Genomic DNA, 17012 nt, shown 5'->3' with positions numbered 1-17012 from the left:
AAATTTGTCAGCTTTTTTTATTCGTTAATTTTTTAATAACGCGCAGCCTGACTTTTGATAATTGATTAATTTTAGCTGCACTTAAATGCATTGGTTTATGAATGTTTTAATTGTTGAAGATAATAAAGAGCTTGCTGTAGAAGTTTACGATTTTCTGTGTAATGCAGGTTATATTTGTAAAATTGCAAAGAATTGCGCCGAAGCATTAGAAGAATTTGCTGGTAATGATTATGATGCCATGCTGCTGGATTTGGGACTGCCCGACGGAGATGGTTTTGAAGTTTTGCAGACTATTCGAAAAACAAAATCAAAAATCGCAGTAATTGTGCTTACAGCACGTGGAGAACTGGACGACAGAATTAACGGCCTTCATCTGGGTGCCGATGATTATCTCACCAAACCATTTGCATTGACTGAGCTGGCTGCAAGATTATTTGCCGTTATTCGCAGGATTCATGGTTTTACCTTAAACAATTTAAGCATACACGGATTTTTACTGCAGCTCCAGGATTATAAAGTGAGTTTTAATGAAGTGCCTATAAATTTAACCAAAAAAGAATTTGATATTTTTCAATATTTAGTTTTGAATAAAAACAGGGTAATTACAAGATTGCAGTTAACAGAACATATTTGGGGTGATATTCTCGAAGTAAATTCCGATTCGAATTTTATAGATGTTCATGTTCGTAACCTTCGAAAAAAATTAGACAAATATACATCGATCGATTGGTTTGAAACGGTTCGAAATGTAGGATATCGTATAAACGAATAAATAGATTTTTGTGAAAATAAAACATCAATTGGCCATTTTTAATGCACTGACAAGATTGTTGGTGATTTTGATTTTATGGCTCATGCTTCCTATTTTGGTAGAGAATGTAGTTTACAGGCACATTAATAACGGATTAATTGAAAAGAAGGAAAAATTCATCGATCATTTAAATCAAAAAGAAATTAATGATTTTATTGAAAACCAAGATGATTCGACCGAAACTTATTCTCAGTTTTCTACACTTCACAGTGAATTTTTAGTTCTTTCGAGAGTTCCTGTAAAACCGCGGCAAAAGAAAACTTCATTTAGTAATGAATACCGAATTATTGAAGGCGAAGAAAATGAATATCGAATTCTGCAGCATCATTTTACCTATGAAAATGAAGATTATCAACTCGAAATTGGCAGCAGCTTAAGCGAAGTAAAAGACTTAACTTTTATCATAAAACTGTTTATTATAATTGTTTTGGTAATTATCCTTCTGGTTACTTTTTTAGCCGACACTTTTTATATCGAATACTTATTAAAGCCCTTTTATAAAATTATTGATACTAAAATAAGGCGCGTAAACGAACCTGAAGTTTTTGATCATACGCCCATAAATGCTAAATCCAGGGATTTTAGGGAACTCGATTTGGTTTTAAATCAAATGATGGATCGTATCGCAGAACTTTTTAAAAAAGAAAAACAATTTATTTCGAATGTTTCTCACGAATTGCTCACTCCAATTGCGCTGCTAAAAAATAAGCTGGAAAATTTACTGCAAAACGCTTCTTTAGATGATAACGCGGTTGATAAAATTGCAGGTTCTTTAAGAACATTGGATATGCTTAAAAAAATCATCAATAATCTTTTATTGATTTCCAGAATTGAAAACAATCAATATGAGGCAAATGAGAATATTAATTTTAAGGAAATAATAAATGATCTGCAGGAAGATCTTCAGGATCGTATTGATGATAAAGGAATTAAGTTTGTCAATAAAATGGAATACAATTTTGCCTTTACAGGAAATAAAACCTTAATCCATATCCTGATTTATAATTTGGTTACCAATGCCATAAAATATAATAAACCTGATGGGAAAATTATTGTGTCTGATCTGTTTGCAGAAAACCAATATTCTATTTCAATAGCAGATTTTGGAATTGGTTTAAGCGAATCTCAAATTGAAAATATTTTTAATCGATTTGCAAGAGTAAGTTCTGATCAGGAAGGGCAGGGGCTGGGCCTTGCAATTGCCAGAAGTATTGCGGCTTTTCATCGCATTGAAATTAAAGTGGCTTCAGAATTAAACAATGGAACAACCTTTACTTTACTGTTCCCTGAGGCGCCAAAACACAATTAAAAGTTAATTTTTTCAGATTGGTTCAATCTTCATTTTGTCTTCATTTACTGGTTATATCTTTGAGCTATAAATAAAGAAATAATAATCATAAATTCTGAAATCATGAAAAAATTAGTTTTATTAGCAGTAGCAATTTTAGGAACAACTGCAATGGTAGGGGCTCAAACAACACCAGCAAAAGCAACTCAGACAAAAGAAGTAAAAGCTGCTAAAAAAGAGAAAAAAGCGGAGAAAAAAGCTAAAAAAGCGGAGGCTAAGCCAGAAACGGCAAAAGCTCAGAAATAACACAATATAAGTTTATTAAATAAACTTTGTTGTAGACTAAAGGTTTTAAATAATTTGGCGGCAAAAGCCGATAGAGAAATCTATCGGCTTTTGCTATTATTTGAGTTAAATTTTTGATAATAAAAAGCGTTAGAATTTTCATTCTTTGTTACTTTGCTTAAAACTATAAATAAATGATCCTTCGTTTTGTAATTCTATGTGCTCTTTTTCTATTTATTGAGTTCTATTCGTACCAGGCCTTTCGTACTTTAATTAAATTAAGATGGGTTTTGATTAGCTATCAGGTTATAAGTGTACTGCTTTTAGCCTTTATTATATATTCTTTCACACAATTTGACCGTTCTGTAGGGCAGACCAAACAAACCATGTTTACAATGGGGTTAATGTTGCTGGTCTATGTTCCTAAAATCGTCCTTACACTGGTTATGTTTGGAGAAGATATTTTTAGAATAGGAGCAAGTATATTAAATTACTTCATGTACAATGCGCCCCGAAAAGAAATGATGCCGGACAGGCGAAAGTTTGTAAGCCAGTTAGCTTTAGGTCTGGCAGCAGTTCCGTTTCTGTCTTTGATTTACGGAATTTTTGAAGGGAAATATAATTTTAAAGTCTTTAAACAAACCATATTTTTTCCGGATCTACCGGATGAATTTGATGGTTTTAAAATAACCCAGATTTCAGATGTTCATAGCGGAAGTTTTGATAATCCTGATAAAATTAATTATGCAGTTGATTTAATAAACCAGCAGGAATCTGATATGATTTTATTTACAGGAGATATTGTAAATACACATGCAAAGGAAATGCACCCGTGGCTGGAAACTTTTAACAGGATCAAAGAATACAAATATGGGAAATATGCTGTTTTAGGAAACCACGATTACGGAGAATATGTAACATGGCCTTCTGAAAAAGAAAAAGATGAAAATTTTGCAGAAATCAAGAGTTTGTATGGCAAAATAGGATTCGATCTTTTGTTAAACGAAAATAAATATATCCAAAAAGGATCTGATAAAATTGCTTTGGTTGGAGTTGAAAACTGGGGTAAAAACTTTAAAAAAGCAGGAGATTTAAATAAAGCTTCGGCAAATCTTCAGGAAGATGATTTTAAGGTTTTAATGAGCCACGATCCAAGCCATTGGGAATATGAAATTAAAAAGCATCCTAAAAATTTTCATTTAACTTTATCAGGTCATACACACGGAATGCAGTTTGGAATCGAGATTCCGGGATATTTTAAATGGAGCCTTGCACAATATATTTATAAACAATGGGCAGGACTTTATGAAGAAGCAGGAAGATATGTTTATGTAAACCGCGGATTTGGTTTTCATGCCTATCCCGGACGAGTTGGAATTATGCCTGAAATCACGGTTATTGAACTAAAAAAAGGTAAGAATGTGGCTTAATTCGTTAAAAATGCTACATTTGTATTAATTATCTCTTTTTAATAGATTAAAAGAATTAAATTTTTGGTTTTATGTCAAAATTTGGAGAACTTATAAATGCCCAGGTTCCAGTGTTAATTGACTTCTACACAGATTGGAACGAATCATCAGTGTTAATGCATCCGGTTATAAAGGATGTTGCAGCTGCGCTTGGAGACAAAGCAAAGGTAATTAAAATTGATGTTGATAAAAATCAGGAATTAGCCGAAGCATTACGAATTAAAGGACTTCCGACTTTAATGATTTACAAAGAAGGTCAGATGATCTGGAGACAATCCGGAGAGCTTGACGCAAATACACTTATCGGGATTGTTCAGGATCAATTCGACGTATAAAACTAAAACTTCCGGAAAGATATTATTTTAGGCTCTTAATGAATAATATCAAACTTATATCCGTTTTCTTTTAAAAAATGTAATGTTTTAGGTAAGGCAAATTTTAAATTTGGTGATGCTTTTATACTGTCGTGAAATACAATTACACTTCCTGATTTTACATTTTTAGTGACATTTTCAAGACACTTTTCAGGAGTTATGCTTTGGTCAAAGTCAGCGCTTAAAACATCCCACATTATTATTTTATAACCTAGTTTACGCAAAATTTTAGATTGTGCTTTTTTGATTTTCCCATAAGGAGGACGAAAGATTAAACTTTTAGGTTTTATTTCTTCTTCTAAAATCTTAGCACAATTGTTTACGTTTTCGATATATTCATTCGTGTGGATTTTCCAGCCATTTACATGGTTCATAGTATGATTGCCAATAGAATGACCGTCGCGGATTAATTTTTCGAATAAAGATATATTTGCCTTTATATTTTTTCCAATGCAGAAGAAAGTGGCTTTGGCGTCAAACTTTTTTAATTCAGATAAAACCCAGTCTGTAATTTCAGGAGTTGGGCCGTCATCAAAGGTTAAGTATATTTTCTTTTCATTGTTTGGGATATCCCAGCAATATTTAGAAAACACCTTTTTAATAAATGAATTAGTTTTTACCCAATAAAAGCTCATTTTGAATTTATTTATCTCTACGTAAAAATAAAAAATGCAGCGCTTTTTATCAAGAAGCACTGCATTTTTTTAATCAATATATTTTTCGTATATTATTCTTTTTCGCGTCCAAAACGCTCAAAAACGTTTACATAAGTGTTGAATACTTTTTTATGTGTTTCATAGAAAGCTTTGTCTTTGTTTTCTCTCATCACATGCAGTAAGCTTCTGTATCGTTCAATGTCTGTAATAATATCCATTGCTAAATCTGTTTGATCTCCAGGAGGCAAAGTACTATAGTAATTTAGGTTTTCTTTGTACTTGTTGACCAATTTGTCTAATAAATCGTGTGCTTTAGCATTTTCGCCAACTTTATAATAACCATCAGCAAATGGTTCAACTAATGAGTAATAACCAAATTTATCTAATGGCATTTTTGTCATCGCTAAATTAATTACGTTTTTAGCCTTGTCAATTTTACCTTCGGCAATAAGTTCATTCATTAAACGCGATAAGTTGGTACGATATGTAATACTGTTTCGTCTTGTTTCCGGATCGTGATAAATGGTATTGCTTTCGCTGTTGCCCCAGTCCCATTTCATTACGATATCATACATTTTATCAGCATCAATCTGCCCCATATCCATTGGTCCGCCATCTTTTGAAGGAACATTTCTTATAGGAACTAATTTGTAAACCATTCCGTCTAATTGCAGATAATCTTTTAACCATAGATAATCTTCATCATCAAAAGCTCCACCGCTAAAATAAATTGGACGTTTCCAGTTGTTGTTTGCAAGAATATCCAGCATCATTAACCTGTTTTTGTAAAGCGCATTCCCTTTGATATCAATGTCCAAATAAGGAACAATGGAGTCATTGTATTTTGGATTTACAACTTTGTTTTTGATAATCAGATTTTTATCAATGTTCAGTCTGATTTTGTTTGTTGGATAAAAATGGATAGTCTGTCCGTTTTGTAATCCAACCGTTGATTTTGGATTTTTAATAAAATCAAGGAAATCTTTAATGTTCCAGCGTGTATCTATCTTTTGTATGTAAGCTACATAATCGAGGTTGTCACCCACAAACTGATCGTGTGTAAAGGAAATAGGCAAAGGATCAGATTCGTATGATTTGGCTTTCATTTGGTCAATATACCAATCCGTCATGAAAAGACTTGTATTTACAATTTTAACATCGGTTCTAAAATGCTCTATTTCCTGCGCGTACCAAAGCGGGAACGTATCGTTGTCACCAATCGTAAATAAAATAGCATCTTTATCACATGAACTTAAATATGCTTTTGCCATTGCAACAGCAGTATATCTTCCTGATCTGTCATGGTCATCCCAGTTTTGAGAAGCCATTAAAACCGGTGCTGCTAATAAACTTCCTGCAATAATAACGGGTCCTGCAATTTTTGGAGCGATATATTTTTTGATACTTTCATATAAAGAATAAACGCCAAAACCAATCCAGATGGCAAAGACATAAAATGATCCTACAAGGGCATAATCTCTTTCACGAGGTTCAAAAGGTCTTTCGTTCAAATAAATTTTAAGAGCAATTCCGGTGAATAAGAATAATGCTAAAAGGACATAAAAACTTTTAAGGTCTTTATTGGCATGATACATCATTCCGATTAAGCCTAAGATAAAAGGAAGGAAATAATAAACATTTCTTCCTTTATTATTTAAAACATCAGATGGTAATTTGTCCTGAGAACCCAAATGCAGAGAATCCATAGCTTTGATTCCGCTGATCCAGTTTCCGTCTAAGTTATCGTATTTTCCCTGAACATCGCTTTGGCGTCCAACAAAATTCCACATTAAATATCTCCAGTACATATATCCAAATTGATATTCAAACATAAAGCTGAAATTATCTGCAGTTGTTGGTTTTTCTATAATTAAATAGTCGCCATAACTTTTTAAGAATTTAATATAACCTTCATTGTCAATTTGTTTTTGAGCATAAGCGTTTCTAAACTCGGCAACAGTTTTTTCAACTTCATTACGAAGCTGGGCCGTTGCTTTATTGTATTCTTCTTCGGTTAATTGACTTGCGTCGATTCCGTATTTTCCTAAATCATCTTCATAGTTATAGTCTGGATTGATTCGGAATTTTGGAGGATTTGTGAAACTAATATAGTTTTGAATGTGACTTGTCTCAGTACTCCACATTCTAGGCAGAATTGTTTTTTGATTGTCATCACTATTTTGTTCTGCATTTTTATAATTGTTGGTAATAATATATTTACCGGTTTTATAATCTCTTTCGTAGTTAGGTTTTTTGTCTAAATACGGAGTTTCGGCATCAAGGCCTGCAAAAACTTCTGTATACTGAGGGCCATAGAATAATGGATTTACACCATATTGTTCACGATTGTAATATGCTAAAACCTCGGCAGCATCAGATGGTTTATTTTCGTTAATTACAGTATTTGCATTTGCACGAACAGGAAGCATGATCCAGGTAGAGAAACCAATTAATATAAATAAGATGCAAAGAATAATAGTATTGTAAAAAATTAATCCTTTTTGTTTTGTGAATTTTAGTCCAAAATAAAAGAAGGCAATTAAAAGTAAAACCACGAAAATAGTTCCGGAGTTAAAAGGCATTCCCAGATTGTTAACCATGAAAATTTCGGTTTTACCAAAGAAAGCCATAGTTAAAGGAAGAAGTAATTTAAAGATAAACAGCAAAATTCCAATTACCACAACATTTGCAATAAGGAAATTTTTAATTGTTACTTTTTCATAATGTTTAAAGTAATAAAGAAATCCAATTGACGGAATCGTTAATAATGCCATAAAGTGAACTCCAAAAGAAAGTCCTACAACCAAAGAGATAATCAATAACCATTTATTTCCTTTTGGTTTGTCCATATCTTGTTCCCAGCGTAATCCCAGCCAGAAAAGTAATGCGATTAATAAAGAGGCCATTGCATAAACTTCGGCTTCAACGGCATTAAACCAAAAGCTGTCAGAGAAAGTATAAGCTAAAGCTCCAACAAATGAGCTTCCTAAAATAACGATAGAATTATTTTGATCAATTTCGGCAAAACGAGCTACGATTTTCTTTAAAATCATAGAAGAAGACCAAAACATAAATAAAATTGTAAATGCACTAGAAAAAACAGACATCATATTTACCATCACTGCCACGTGTTGAGCATCTATAGCAAACATGGCAAAGAAAGCTCCCATCATTTGAAACAGAGGTGCTCCCGGCGGATGGCCAACTTCAAGTTTAGCTGCTGTGGCAATATATTCGCCACAATCCCAAAAGCTCATTGTAGGTTCAACAGTTAGTGTATAAGTAATTAAAGCGATTGCAAATGCAAACCAACCAATAATTGTATTCCATTTATTGAAATTGAATTGTGCCATATTTAGGTGTTAAAATTTTGTGTGTTTTTCTATCCTACAAAGAAAATGTTTTTTTACGTAAAGAAACGAGCATTAACAAAAAATTCTATAAAAGTATTTGATAGAATTAAGTAATTGTTTTTGAAATAGTTGTATATTTGGTAAGGCTTGCGGGAGTAAAAAATCGAAAAAAAATGAAATTTTTTTGAAAAAAAGTTTGCGCAAACTAAAAAAAGGTCTAAATTTGCACTCGCTAAACCGCACTACTGTATTGGTCTATGGTGTAATGGTAACACTACGGTTTTTGGTGCCGTCTTTCTAGGTTCGAGTCCTAGTAGACCAACAGGTAAAAGCCTCTCAATTGAGAGGCTTTTTTTATGGAATAAATTTTTTGATCTTTTTTAGGAGAAATTTTTATTTAAACTTTAAAGGTAATAACGGGTCGTACAGCATGATTTACTAATCCTTCGCTGATACTTCCGTTGAAGAAATGTGCAAAGCCGGTTCTTCCGTGAGTGCACATTCCAATAACATCTGCATTTATGCTATTGGAGAAATTAATGATTCCTTTTTCGATATTGGTGTCGTTATAAATATGAGTGTTGTAATTGGCAAGGTTAAATGAGTTTGTAAAATCTTTAATTGCTTTTTCAATTACATGAGTAGGTTTAAAGCTGTTTGGTGTGCAAATTGACACCAAATGAATTTTAGCATCGAATAATTTAGCGAAGTTTAAAAATTTCTCAAATGGTTTTTTGCTTTCTTCTGAAAAGTCGGATGCGAAAACAATATTGGAAACATCAAAATTTGAAACATCTTTTTTAATGACAAGCACCGGAATTTCTGAATTTCTGACAACTTTTTCTGTGTTAGATCCAATCAGTAATTCTTCAAATCCAGAAGATCCGTGCGAACCCATTACAATAAGATCAATATTGTGTTCCCTGCTTACCTGAGTGATTCCGTGTATAGGTTTGTCCATTTTTACCATTTCTGTAACCGAAATTCCGTCTAAAAATGAGCTTTCAGAGATGTTGTCCAGGGTTTCATTTGCCTTTTGCATAAAAAGCATGGTTTCAGGAATGCTTACACCTCCAAAAATGGCGTCATTGGTTTGGTGCGGTAATTCGAGCATGTGTAAAATAATGATTTCAGAATCGTTTTTTCTGGCGATTTGTGCGGCAACTTTCAAGGCATGTTCTGCATGTTCTGAAAAATCAGTAGGTACTAAAATTCGTTTCATAATTTTTAGATTAAATTATTAGAACAATTGTTTTTGAATGCTCTTATAAAGATAAGAAATATTTTTAGAGCAATCTATTTATTTGATTTATAAAAAAATCACTATATTTGCACCGTTATTTATTAAAATCTAAATAATGAGGGGACTAAGTGTCCCCTCTTTTTATAAAATTATGACATTTAAGGAAAAAGTAAACGAATTAATTACAGAAGCTCTTCTGGAAAAGCCATCGATCTTTTTGATTGATCTTTCTATTTCAGATTCTTTTAAAATTAGCGTTGGTTTAGACGGAGATAATGGAGTAGCACTTCAGGATTGTATTGATATCAGTCGTGCAATCGAGAATAATCTGGATCGTGAAGAACAGGATTTTTCGCTTGAAGTAGCGTCGGTAGGAGTAGGTTCTCCGTTGAAATTAATCAGACAATACAAGAAAAATATTGGTAGAACGTTGATTGTTACTACAAATAATGAAAAAATTGAAGCAGAATTAGTAGAAGCTAACGATGTTTTTATAATTTTGTCTTGGAAGGCAAGAGAACCGAAAAAAGTAGGAAAAGGAAAAGAAACAGTTCAAAAAGAACAACAAATACCTTATACAGAAATCAAAGAGGCAGTTGTTACAGTAACATTTTAATTAAAGAATTCGCATGGAAAATTTAGCATTAATCGATTCATTCTCAGAGTTTAAAGATAATAAACTTATTGATCGTGTAACGCTTATGGCAATTTTGGAGGACGTGTTTAGAAATGCATTAAAGAAAAAATACGGTTCTGATGATAATTTCGATATCATTATAAATCCTGATAAAGGAGATATGGAAATCTGGAGAAGGAGAGTTATCGTTGCTGACGAAGATCTTGATTTTGAGAACGAAGAAATTACCTTGACTGAAGCAAGAAAGATTGAAGCGGATTTTGAAATTGGCGAAGAAGTTTCTGAAGAAGTTAAATTGATTGATTTAGGAAGAAGAGCTATTTTGGCCTTGCGTCAAAACTTAATATCTAAAATTCACGAACACGATAATACAAATCTTTACAAGCAATTTAAAGATATTATTGGAGATATTTATACTGCCGAAGTACATCACGTGCGTCCAAGAGTTGTAATATTGGTTGATGATGAAGGAAATGAAATTGTGCTTCCAAAAGAAAAACAAATTCCTTCTGACTTTTTCCGTAAAGGAGACAATGTTCGCGGGATTATTGAAAGCGTTGAATTAAAAGGAAATAAACCGCAGATTATTATGTCCAGAACTTCTGAGAAGTTTTTGGAAAAATTATTTGAACAGGAAATTCCAGAGGTATTCGACGGTTTAATTACAGTTAAAAATGTAGTTCGTATTCCGGGCGAAAAAGCAAAAGTTGCTGTAGATTCTTATGATGACAGAATTGATCCGGTTGGAGCCTGTGTGGGAATGAAAGGATCTCGTATTCACGGAATCGTTCGTGAATTAGGAAACGAAAATATTGATGTAATCAACTATACAAATAATATTCAATTGTTTATTACAAGAGCATTAAGCCCTGCAAAAGTTTCTTCGATCAAAATTGATGAAGAAAACAAAAGAGCAGAAGTTTTCTTGAAATTAGAAGAAGTTTCTAAAGCAATTGGTAGAGGTGGTCATAATATTAAATTAGCAGGTCAGTTGACAGGTTACGAGTTAGATGTAATCAGAGAAGGTGATACTGCAAACGGCGAAGACGATGACGATGTTGAATTAACAGAGTTTTCAGATGAAATCGAAGACTGGGTTATCGAAGAATTTGCAAAAATTGGTTTAGATACAGCTAGAAGTATCTTAAAGCAAGAAGTAGAAGATTTAGTAAGAAGAACAGATTTAGAAGAGGAAACAATTCTTGATGTTATGAAAATACTAAAAGAGGAGTTTGACAGCTAGTTATCTGCTCCCTAACAACACAACGAAAAAGGTAATAATAAAAAGGTTATATGTCTGAAGAGAGAGTAATAAGAATAAACAAGGTTTTAAGGGAATTAAATATCTCGTTAGAAAGAGCTGTTGATTATCTAAAAGATAAGGGAATTGCTATTGATGCAAATCCAAATGCTAAAATTTCTGACAGTGAATTTAATATCCTGCAAAGCCAATTTGCGGGCGATAAGGGGAATAAGGAAGCTTCTAAAGAAGTAGGAGAAGAGAAAAGAAAAGAAAAAGAAGCATTGCGCGTTGAGCGTGAAAAAGAAATTGAGGACAAACGCAGACAAGACGAAGAGCGTCAGAAACAACAAGAAATCATTAAAGCGAGAGCTGTTGTAACTGGGCCTGTTCAGGTTGGTAAAATTGATTTAAATCCAAAAAAACCTGCTGTTTCTCCAGAAGAAACGGTAAAAGCCGAAGAGCCTAAAGCTGTTACTCCGACTCAAACAGAAAAACCTGTTCAAAAAGAAACAGTACAGTCTGAGCCTGCTGCTCCTGTTGTTTCTGAAGAGAAAAAGGTTGAAAAACCTATTATTACAGAGAAAAAAGAAGTAAAAGCTGAGAATTCTAAAACAGCACAGGAGCCAATTATATCAACAGATCCTGCTACTGCAGAGGAAACTATCACTACTCAATATCAAAAATTATCTGGAACGACTCTTACGGGGCAGACAATTGATTTATCTCAATTTAATAAACCGAAGAAAAAGAAAGAAGATCCAAAAATTACCCCAAATAAACCGGGTACACCTGGTGTTGGAAATAATAACAACAACGCTAATAAAAATAAGCGTAAAAGAATTGCTCCAAAACCTGGAACTCCGGGAGCGCCAAAACCTGCAGCAGGAAATAATGCGCCTGGAACGCCAAATCCAAATAAAATTACGCCAAACACTGGAGGCGGTGGCTTTAATGCAAACAGAAGTGCAAGACCTGGTTTTGTAAAAGGAAATCGTCCTGCAATTGTTGCAAAAGTAGAGCCTACGGAAGAGGAAGTTAAAAACCAGATTAGAGAAACTCTTGAAAAACTTCAGGGTAAAGGCGGTAAATCAAAAGCTGCTAAATACAGAAGAGATAAAAGAGAAACACACCGTCAGAAATCTGATGATGAACAAAGAGCTCTTGATGAAGGAAGTAAAACTATTAAAGTTACGGAATTCGTTACGGTTGGTGAAATCGCAATCATGATGGATGTGCCGATTACTAAGGTAATTGGAACTTGTATGTCATTAGGTATCATGGTAACAATGAATCAGCGTTTAGATGCTGAAACTCTAACAATTGTTGCTGATGAATTTGGCTATGATGTAGAATTTATTACAGTGGATATTGAAGAAGCAATTGAAGTTGTAGAAGATAGAGAGGAAGACTTAGTAACAAGAGCGCCGATTGTGACCGTAATGGGTCACGTTGACCACGGTAAAACATCTTTATTGGATTATATCCGTAAAGAAAATGTTATCGCTGGTGAGTCTGGAGGAATTACGCAGCACATTGGAGCTTATGGAGTTACTCTTGATAATGGACAGAAAATTGCATTTTTAGATACTCCGGGTCACGAGGCGTTTACCGCGATGCGTGCACGTGGAGCTCAGGTTACAGATATCGCAATTATTGTGGTAGCTGCCGATGATGATATCATGCCGCAAACAAAAGAAGCAATTTCTCACGCACAGGCTGCGGGAGTGCCAATTATATTTGCGATCAACAAAATTGATAAACCAAACGCTAATGTTGAAAAAATCAAAGAGCGTTTAGCTGGTATGAATTTACTTGTTGAAGATTGGGGTGGAAAAATTCAGTCACATGATATTTCTGCGAAAGTTGGTACAGGTGTAAAAGAATTACTTGAAAAAGTTTTACTTGAAGCAGAAATTCTGGATTTAAAAGCTAATCCTAATAAAGCTGCACAAGGAACTGTTGTTGAAGCCTTCCTGGATAAAGGAAAAGGATACGTATCTACGATTTTGGTTCAGCAGGGAACTTTAAAAATTGGAGATTATATGCTGGCAGGTAAGCATCACGGAAAAGTGAAAGCGATGCATGATGAAAGAGGGCATATTGTTCTTGAGGCTGGTCCTTCGACTCCGGTATCTGTTTTAGGTCTGGATGGTGCTGCAACTGCGGGTGATAAATTCAATGTATTTGAAGATGAAAAAGAAGCAAAACAAATTGCATCTAAACGTTCTCAATTAATGCGTGAACAATCTGTACGTACTCAAAGACATATTACACTTGATGAAATTGGACGTCGTATTGCTCTTGGTCAGTTTAAAGAATTAAATGTAATTCTTAAAGGAGACGTGGATGGGTCTGTTGAAGCATTATCAGATTCGTTCTCTAAACTTTCTACAGAAGAAGTTCAGATCAATATTATTCATAAAGGTGTTGGAGCAATTACAGAAACCGATGTTAACCTGGCTTCTGCTTCAGATGCTATTATTATAGGATTTAATGTGCGTCCTGCCGGAAATGCGAGACAATTAGCTGATAAGGAAGAAATCGATATCCGTTATTACTCAATTATCTATGCGGCAATTGATGACTTAAAAGATGCGATGGAAGGAATGCTTGCTCCTGAAATGAAAGAAGAAATTTTAGGAACTGCAGAAATCCGTGAGATTTTCAAAATTTCTAAAGTAGGTTCAATTGCAGGTTGTATGGTAACTGATGGTAAAATCTTAAGAACTTCTAAAATTAGAGTTATCAGAGATGGAGTTGTGGTTCATACAGGTGAATTAGTTGCTTTAAAACGATTCAAGGATGATGTTAAAGAAGTAACTAAAGGTTATGACTGTGGTATCCAGATTAAAGGATTTAATGATATTGAAATTAGCGATGTTATTGAAGCGTACCATGAAGTAGCAATTAAGAAAAAATTGAAATAATATTTCAATAATTATATAAAAGTCCCAATGAAAATTGGGACTTTTTTTCTTTCTGTTTGAAGGGTGTTTTTATTTAGATTGTTGATGTTGAATTATGTTTATTTATTTCAAATTTTAATGTTATTTTTGGTATAAACAATTAAAAAATCATCTTATGAAATTTTCGCTGTATTCACTTGTTTTGCTTTTGTGTTTTTCTCATTTATCATTTGCTCAGGAAGCAGTAGAAAAGCCTGCACCGCCAGCAGGAAATGCGTTTGTTGGAGATTTTTATGGTGCAGATATTAGTACTGCATCAGTTATCAAAGCAGTTTCTGTTGAAAAATTAGAGAATGAATTAAAAAATAGACAAAAAGCAGAACATATTGTTGTAAAAGGTGAGGTAACAAATGTTTGTGAAAAAAGAGGCTGTTGGGTAACTATTAAAACGGAAAGCGGTTCTTCCTTCTTTGTAAAAATGAAAGATTATGCATTTTTTGTTCCAACGGCATTGAAGGGTAAGAATGTAGTTTTAGAAGGAAATGCTGAACGAAAAATTACATCTGTTGATGAGTTGAAACATTATGCTAAAGATGCTAAAAAGACAAAAGCAGAGATAGATGCTATTACTTCTCCAAAAGAAGAAATACGTTTTTTAGCAGATGGGATTAAAGTGGTAGACTAATTTTAAAAAAAAATCTATTTTTAGAATATAAAAAAAAGCGAGATAATTTTTTATCTCGCTTTTTTGTTAGTTGAAATTTATTATTTCCCGGGCTTAATTAAAAAGACGCTTTTGTACTTTTTTCTAATGTCGGTTAAATTCTTTTCAGCTTCAATTCTTGATTTGAAATTTCCAACTATAACTTTATAATTTGGCGTGTTAAAAATTATTGTTCCATCAATATTGGTATACTCCCTTTTGAAGTCGGATAATGTCTTTTTTGCTTCATCACTTTTGCCGCTGAAAATTTGAATTCTATAAGAATCATTTGTACTTATTGATGTGTTAAATTTACGTTTTTCATTCAGTAACTGTTCAAATTTAGGGTCTTGATTCAGTGTTAAATTTTGGCTTTGAGCTTGAATATTATATGCTAATGTCAGCATTGTCAATGTTAAGAAAACGTTTTTTGAAGAGGTTAAAATTCTCATAATGTGATGGTTTTTATGCAAAAATACTATTTAAAGTTTGGATGTAAAATTTTAATATTATTTAGAATTGATATAAATTGATATTTAAGAGTATTTTAAGGTTTTGAGAATAGTTCATAAGTCGTATTTTTGTGCAAGTTTTAAAAGAAGGTATTAATTTTTGTCTGATTTAGTACAGAAAAAATCATACCAAAAATTAGTAGATAATTATTATACTATATGAAAAAGGTGGGTAACCATAATTCGATCTCAAGAAAATTATTACTTAGTTTATCGCTAACGTTAATTTTCTCCCTAACTTCATTTGCTCAAGATCCTGCTGCAGCTCCTGCGGCGACTGAAGCTGCTGCGGCTCCTGCTGCTGCATCTGGAGGTGGTGATCCGGTAAAAGGGAAAGAACTTTTTAATGCAAATTGTGCTGCATGTCACAAATTAGATGCTAAATCAACAGGGCCGGCTCTAAGAGGAGTTGCTGCTAAACATGAAATGGCTTGGATTTACAAGTGGGTTCATAATAGCTCTGAGGTAATCAAATCAGGTGATCCTGTTGCTGTAAAGCTTTTTGAAGAGAATAATAAGTCTGTAATGACTTCTTTTCCTCAGTTATCTGAAGCTGATATTGATAATATTATCGCTTATACTTCTGAAGAGAAAAAAGCACCGGTTCCAGCTGCTGGTACTACTGCTGTTCCTCCGGGAACAGATGTTCAAAGTGGTGGGATTTCAAATAATATTATTTTAGGGGCTCTTGCTCTTGTAATGGCTATTTTAGTTGTTATGTTATTCATGGTGAATAAAGTACTAACTAAAGTTGCTGGTAATAATGGTATTGTAGTTGCTCCAAGAGAAGGCAGAACTCCAATCTGGAAAGCGTTTGCTAAAAATCAATTTTTAGTATTGGTTACTGCAATATTTCTTCTTTTGGCTAGTGGTTATTTTGTATACGGATATTTAATGCAGGTTGGTGTTGATCAGAATTATGAACCAATTCAGCCAATTCATTACTCTCATAAAATTCACGCTGGAGATAATGAAATCAATTGTAAATATTGTCACTCTGCTGCCCGTGTGAGTAAAACTGCTGGTATTCCTTCTTTAAATGTTTGTATGAACTGTCATAAAAACATTTCTGAAGTTGCTGAAACTACTGCTACTGCTGAATACAGTAAAGCGTTTTACGATGCTCAGATTCAAAAATTATACGATGCTGTTGGATGGGATAAGACGAAACAGGCTTATACTGGAAAAACACAGCCGGTAAAATGGGTTCGTATTCATAATCTTCCTGACTTCGTTTATTTCAATCACTCACAGCACGTTTCTGTTGCAGGAGTTGAATGTCAAACTTGTCACGGACCTGTACAGGAATTTGAAATCATGAAGCAATATTCTAAATTAACAATGGGATGGTGTATTGACTGCCATAGAAAAACTGATGTTAAGATGGAAGGAAATGCATACTATGATAAAATTCATGCTGAACTTTCTAAAAAATACGGTGTAGAGAAATTAACTGCAGCGCAAATGGGAGGTTTAGAATGCGGTAAATGCCACTATTAATCGAATTATTAAGATTTTAATATATATATACA

The 17012-nt window shown here is 33.4% G+C and carries 14 protein-coding genes and 1 tRNA gene; 11 read left to right on the top strand and 4 right to left on the bottom strand.

The window, feature by feature from the left end:
* The first annotated feature begins 97 nt into the window (after window positions 1–97).
* The 5 genes from ASE21_RS03865 to ASE21_RS03845 all read left to right on the top strand — a co-directional run bounded on the left by ASE21_RS03865 (window position 98) and on the right by ASE21_RS03845 (window position 4188).
* Window positions 98–772: a response regulator transcription factor gene (locus ASE21_RS03865; RefSeq protein WP_057121253.1), complete on the top strand. Its 675-nt coding sequence runs from the start codon at window positions 98–100 to the stop codon at window positions 770–772.
* Window positions 773–782: 10 nt separating this feature from the next.
* On the top strand, window positions 783–2120 hold the full coding sequence (locus ASE21_RS03860) for a sensor histidine kinase (protein ID WP_242410217.1): 1338 nt from the start codon (window positions 783–785) through the stop codon (window positions 2118–2120).
* A 102-nt stretch (window positions 2121–2222) separates the two neighbouring features.
* A complete protein-coding gene (locus tag ASE21_RS03855) occupies window positions 2223–2405 on the top strand; it encodes a hypothetical protein (protein WP_057121251.1) in 183 nt (60 codons plus the stop codon).
* A 173-nt stretch (window positions 2406–2578) separates the two neighbouring features.
* A complete protein-coding gene (locus ASE21_RS03850) occupies window positions 2579–3814 on the top strand; it encodes a metallophosphoesterase (RefSeq protein WP_057121250.1) in 1236 nt (411 codons plus the stop codon).
* Between the two features lie 71 nt (window positions 3815–3885).
* The gene (locus ASE21_RS03845; protein ID WP_053474396.1) at window positions 3886–4188 is read left to right on the top strand and encodes a thioredoxin family protein; all 303 of its coding nucleotides are present in this window, start codon (window positions 3886–3888) and stop codon (window positions 4186–4188) included.
* A gap of 35 nt (window positions 4189–4223) precedes the next feature.
* On the opposite strand, the gene ASE21_RS03840 is transcribed toward ASE21_RS03845, so the two are convergent.
* Window positions 4224–4862, bottom strand: a complete 639-nt coding sequence (locus tag ASE21_RS03840; RefSeq protein ID WP_057121249.1) for a polysaccharide deacetylase family protein — start codon at window positions 4860–4862, stop codon at window positions 4224–4226.
* Window positions 4863–4954: 92 nt separating this feature from the next.
* The gene (locus ASE21_RS03835; protein WP_057121248.1) at window positions 4955–8236 is read right to left on the bottom strand and encodes a DUF2723 domain-containing protein; all 3282 of its coding nucleotides are present in this window, start codon (window positions 8234–8236) and stop codon (window positions 4955–4957) included.
* 251 nt (window positions 8237–8487) lie between these two features.
* Here ASE21_RS03835 and ASE21_RS03830 point away from each other — a divergent pair.
* Window positions 8488–8558: transfer RNA gene (locus tag ASE21_RS03830), tRNA-Gln, on the top strand.
* A 75-nt stretch (window positions 8559–8633) separates the two neighbouring features.
* Here ASE21_RS03830 and ASE21_RS03825 read toward each other — a convergent pair.
* Entirely contained in the window at window positions 8634–9458 is an 825-nt protein-coding gene (locus ASE21_RS03825) for a universal stress protein (protein WP_057121247.1), read from the bottom strand.
* A gap of 172 nt (window positions 9459–9630) precedes the next feature.
* Between ASE21_RS03825 and rimP the strand changes: the two genes are divergently transcribed.
* The 4 genes from rimP (at window position 9631) to ASE21_RS03805 (ending at window position 14950) form a co-directional block, all read left to right on the top strand.
* Complete coding sequence (rimP, locus tag ASE21_RS03820; protein WP_057122322.1) at window positions 9631–10095, top strand: ribosome assembly cofactor RimP; 465 nt, start codon at window positions 9631–9633, stop codon at window positions 10093–10095.
* A gap of 13 nt (window positions 10096–10108) precedes the next feature.
* The gene (gene nusA, locus ASE21_RS03815) at window positions 10109–11359 is read left to right on the top strand and encodes a transcription termination factor NusA (protein ID WP_057121246.1); all 1251 of its coding nucleotides are present in this window, start codon (window positions 10109–10111) and stop codon (window positions 11357–11359) included.
* A gap of 50 nt (window positions 11360–11409) precedes the next feature.
* Complete coding sequence (gene infB, locus ASE21_RS03810; protein WP_057121245.1) at window positions 11410–14286, top strand: translation initiation factor IF-2; 2877 nt, start codon at window positions 11410–11412, stop codon at window positions 14284–14286.
* 154 nt (window positions 14287–14440) lie between these two features.
* Complete coding sequence (locus ASE21_RS03805) at window positions 14441–14950, top strand: DUF4920 domain-containing protein (protein WP_057121244.1); 510 nt, start codon at window positions 14441–14443, stop codon at window positions 14948–14950.
* An 80-nt stretch (window positions 14951–15030) separates the two neighbouring features.
* Here the strand turns inward: ASE21_RS03805 and ASE21_RS03800 are convergent, their stop codons facing one another.
* Entirely contained in the window at window positions 15031–15420 is a 390-nt protein-coding gene (locus ASE21_RS03800) for an SPOR domain-containing protein (protein ID WP_057121243.1), read from the bottom strand.
* A 219-nt stretch (window positions 15421–15639) separates the two neighbouring features.
* Here ASE21_RS03800 and ASE21_RS03795 point away from each other — a divergent pair, with 219 nt between their 5' ends.
* The gene (locus tag ASE21_RS03795; RefSeq protein ID WP_057121242.1) at window positions 15640–16980 is read left to right on the top strand and encodes a c-type cytochrome; all 1341 of its coding nucleotides are present in this window, start codon (window positions 15640–15642) and stop codon (window positions 16978–16980) included.
* Window positions 16981–17012 lie beyond the last annotated feature (32 nt).

It is taken from the genome of Flavobacterium sp. Root901 (assembly GCF_001429765.1).
Lineage (GTDB): Bacteria > Bacteroidota > Bacteroidia > Flavobacteriales > Flavobacteriaceae > Flavobacterium.
This window is presented reverse-complemented; position numbering and strand designations above follow the sequence as displayed.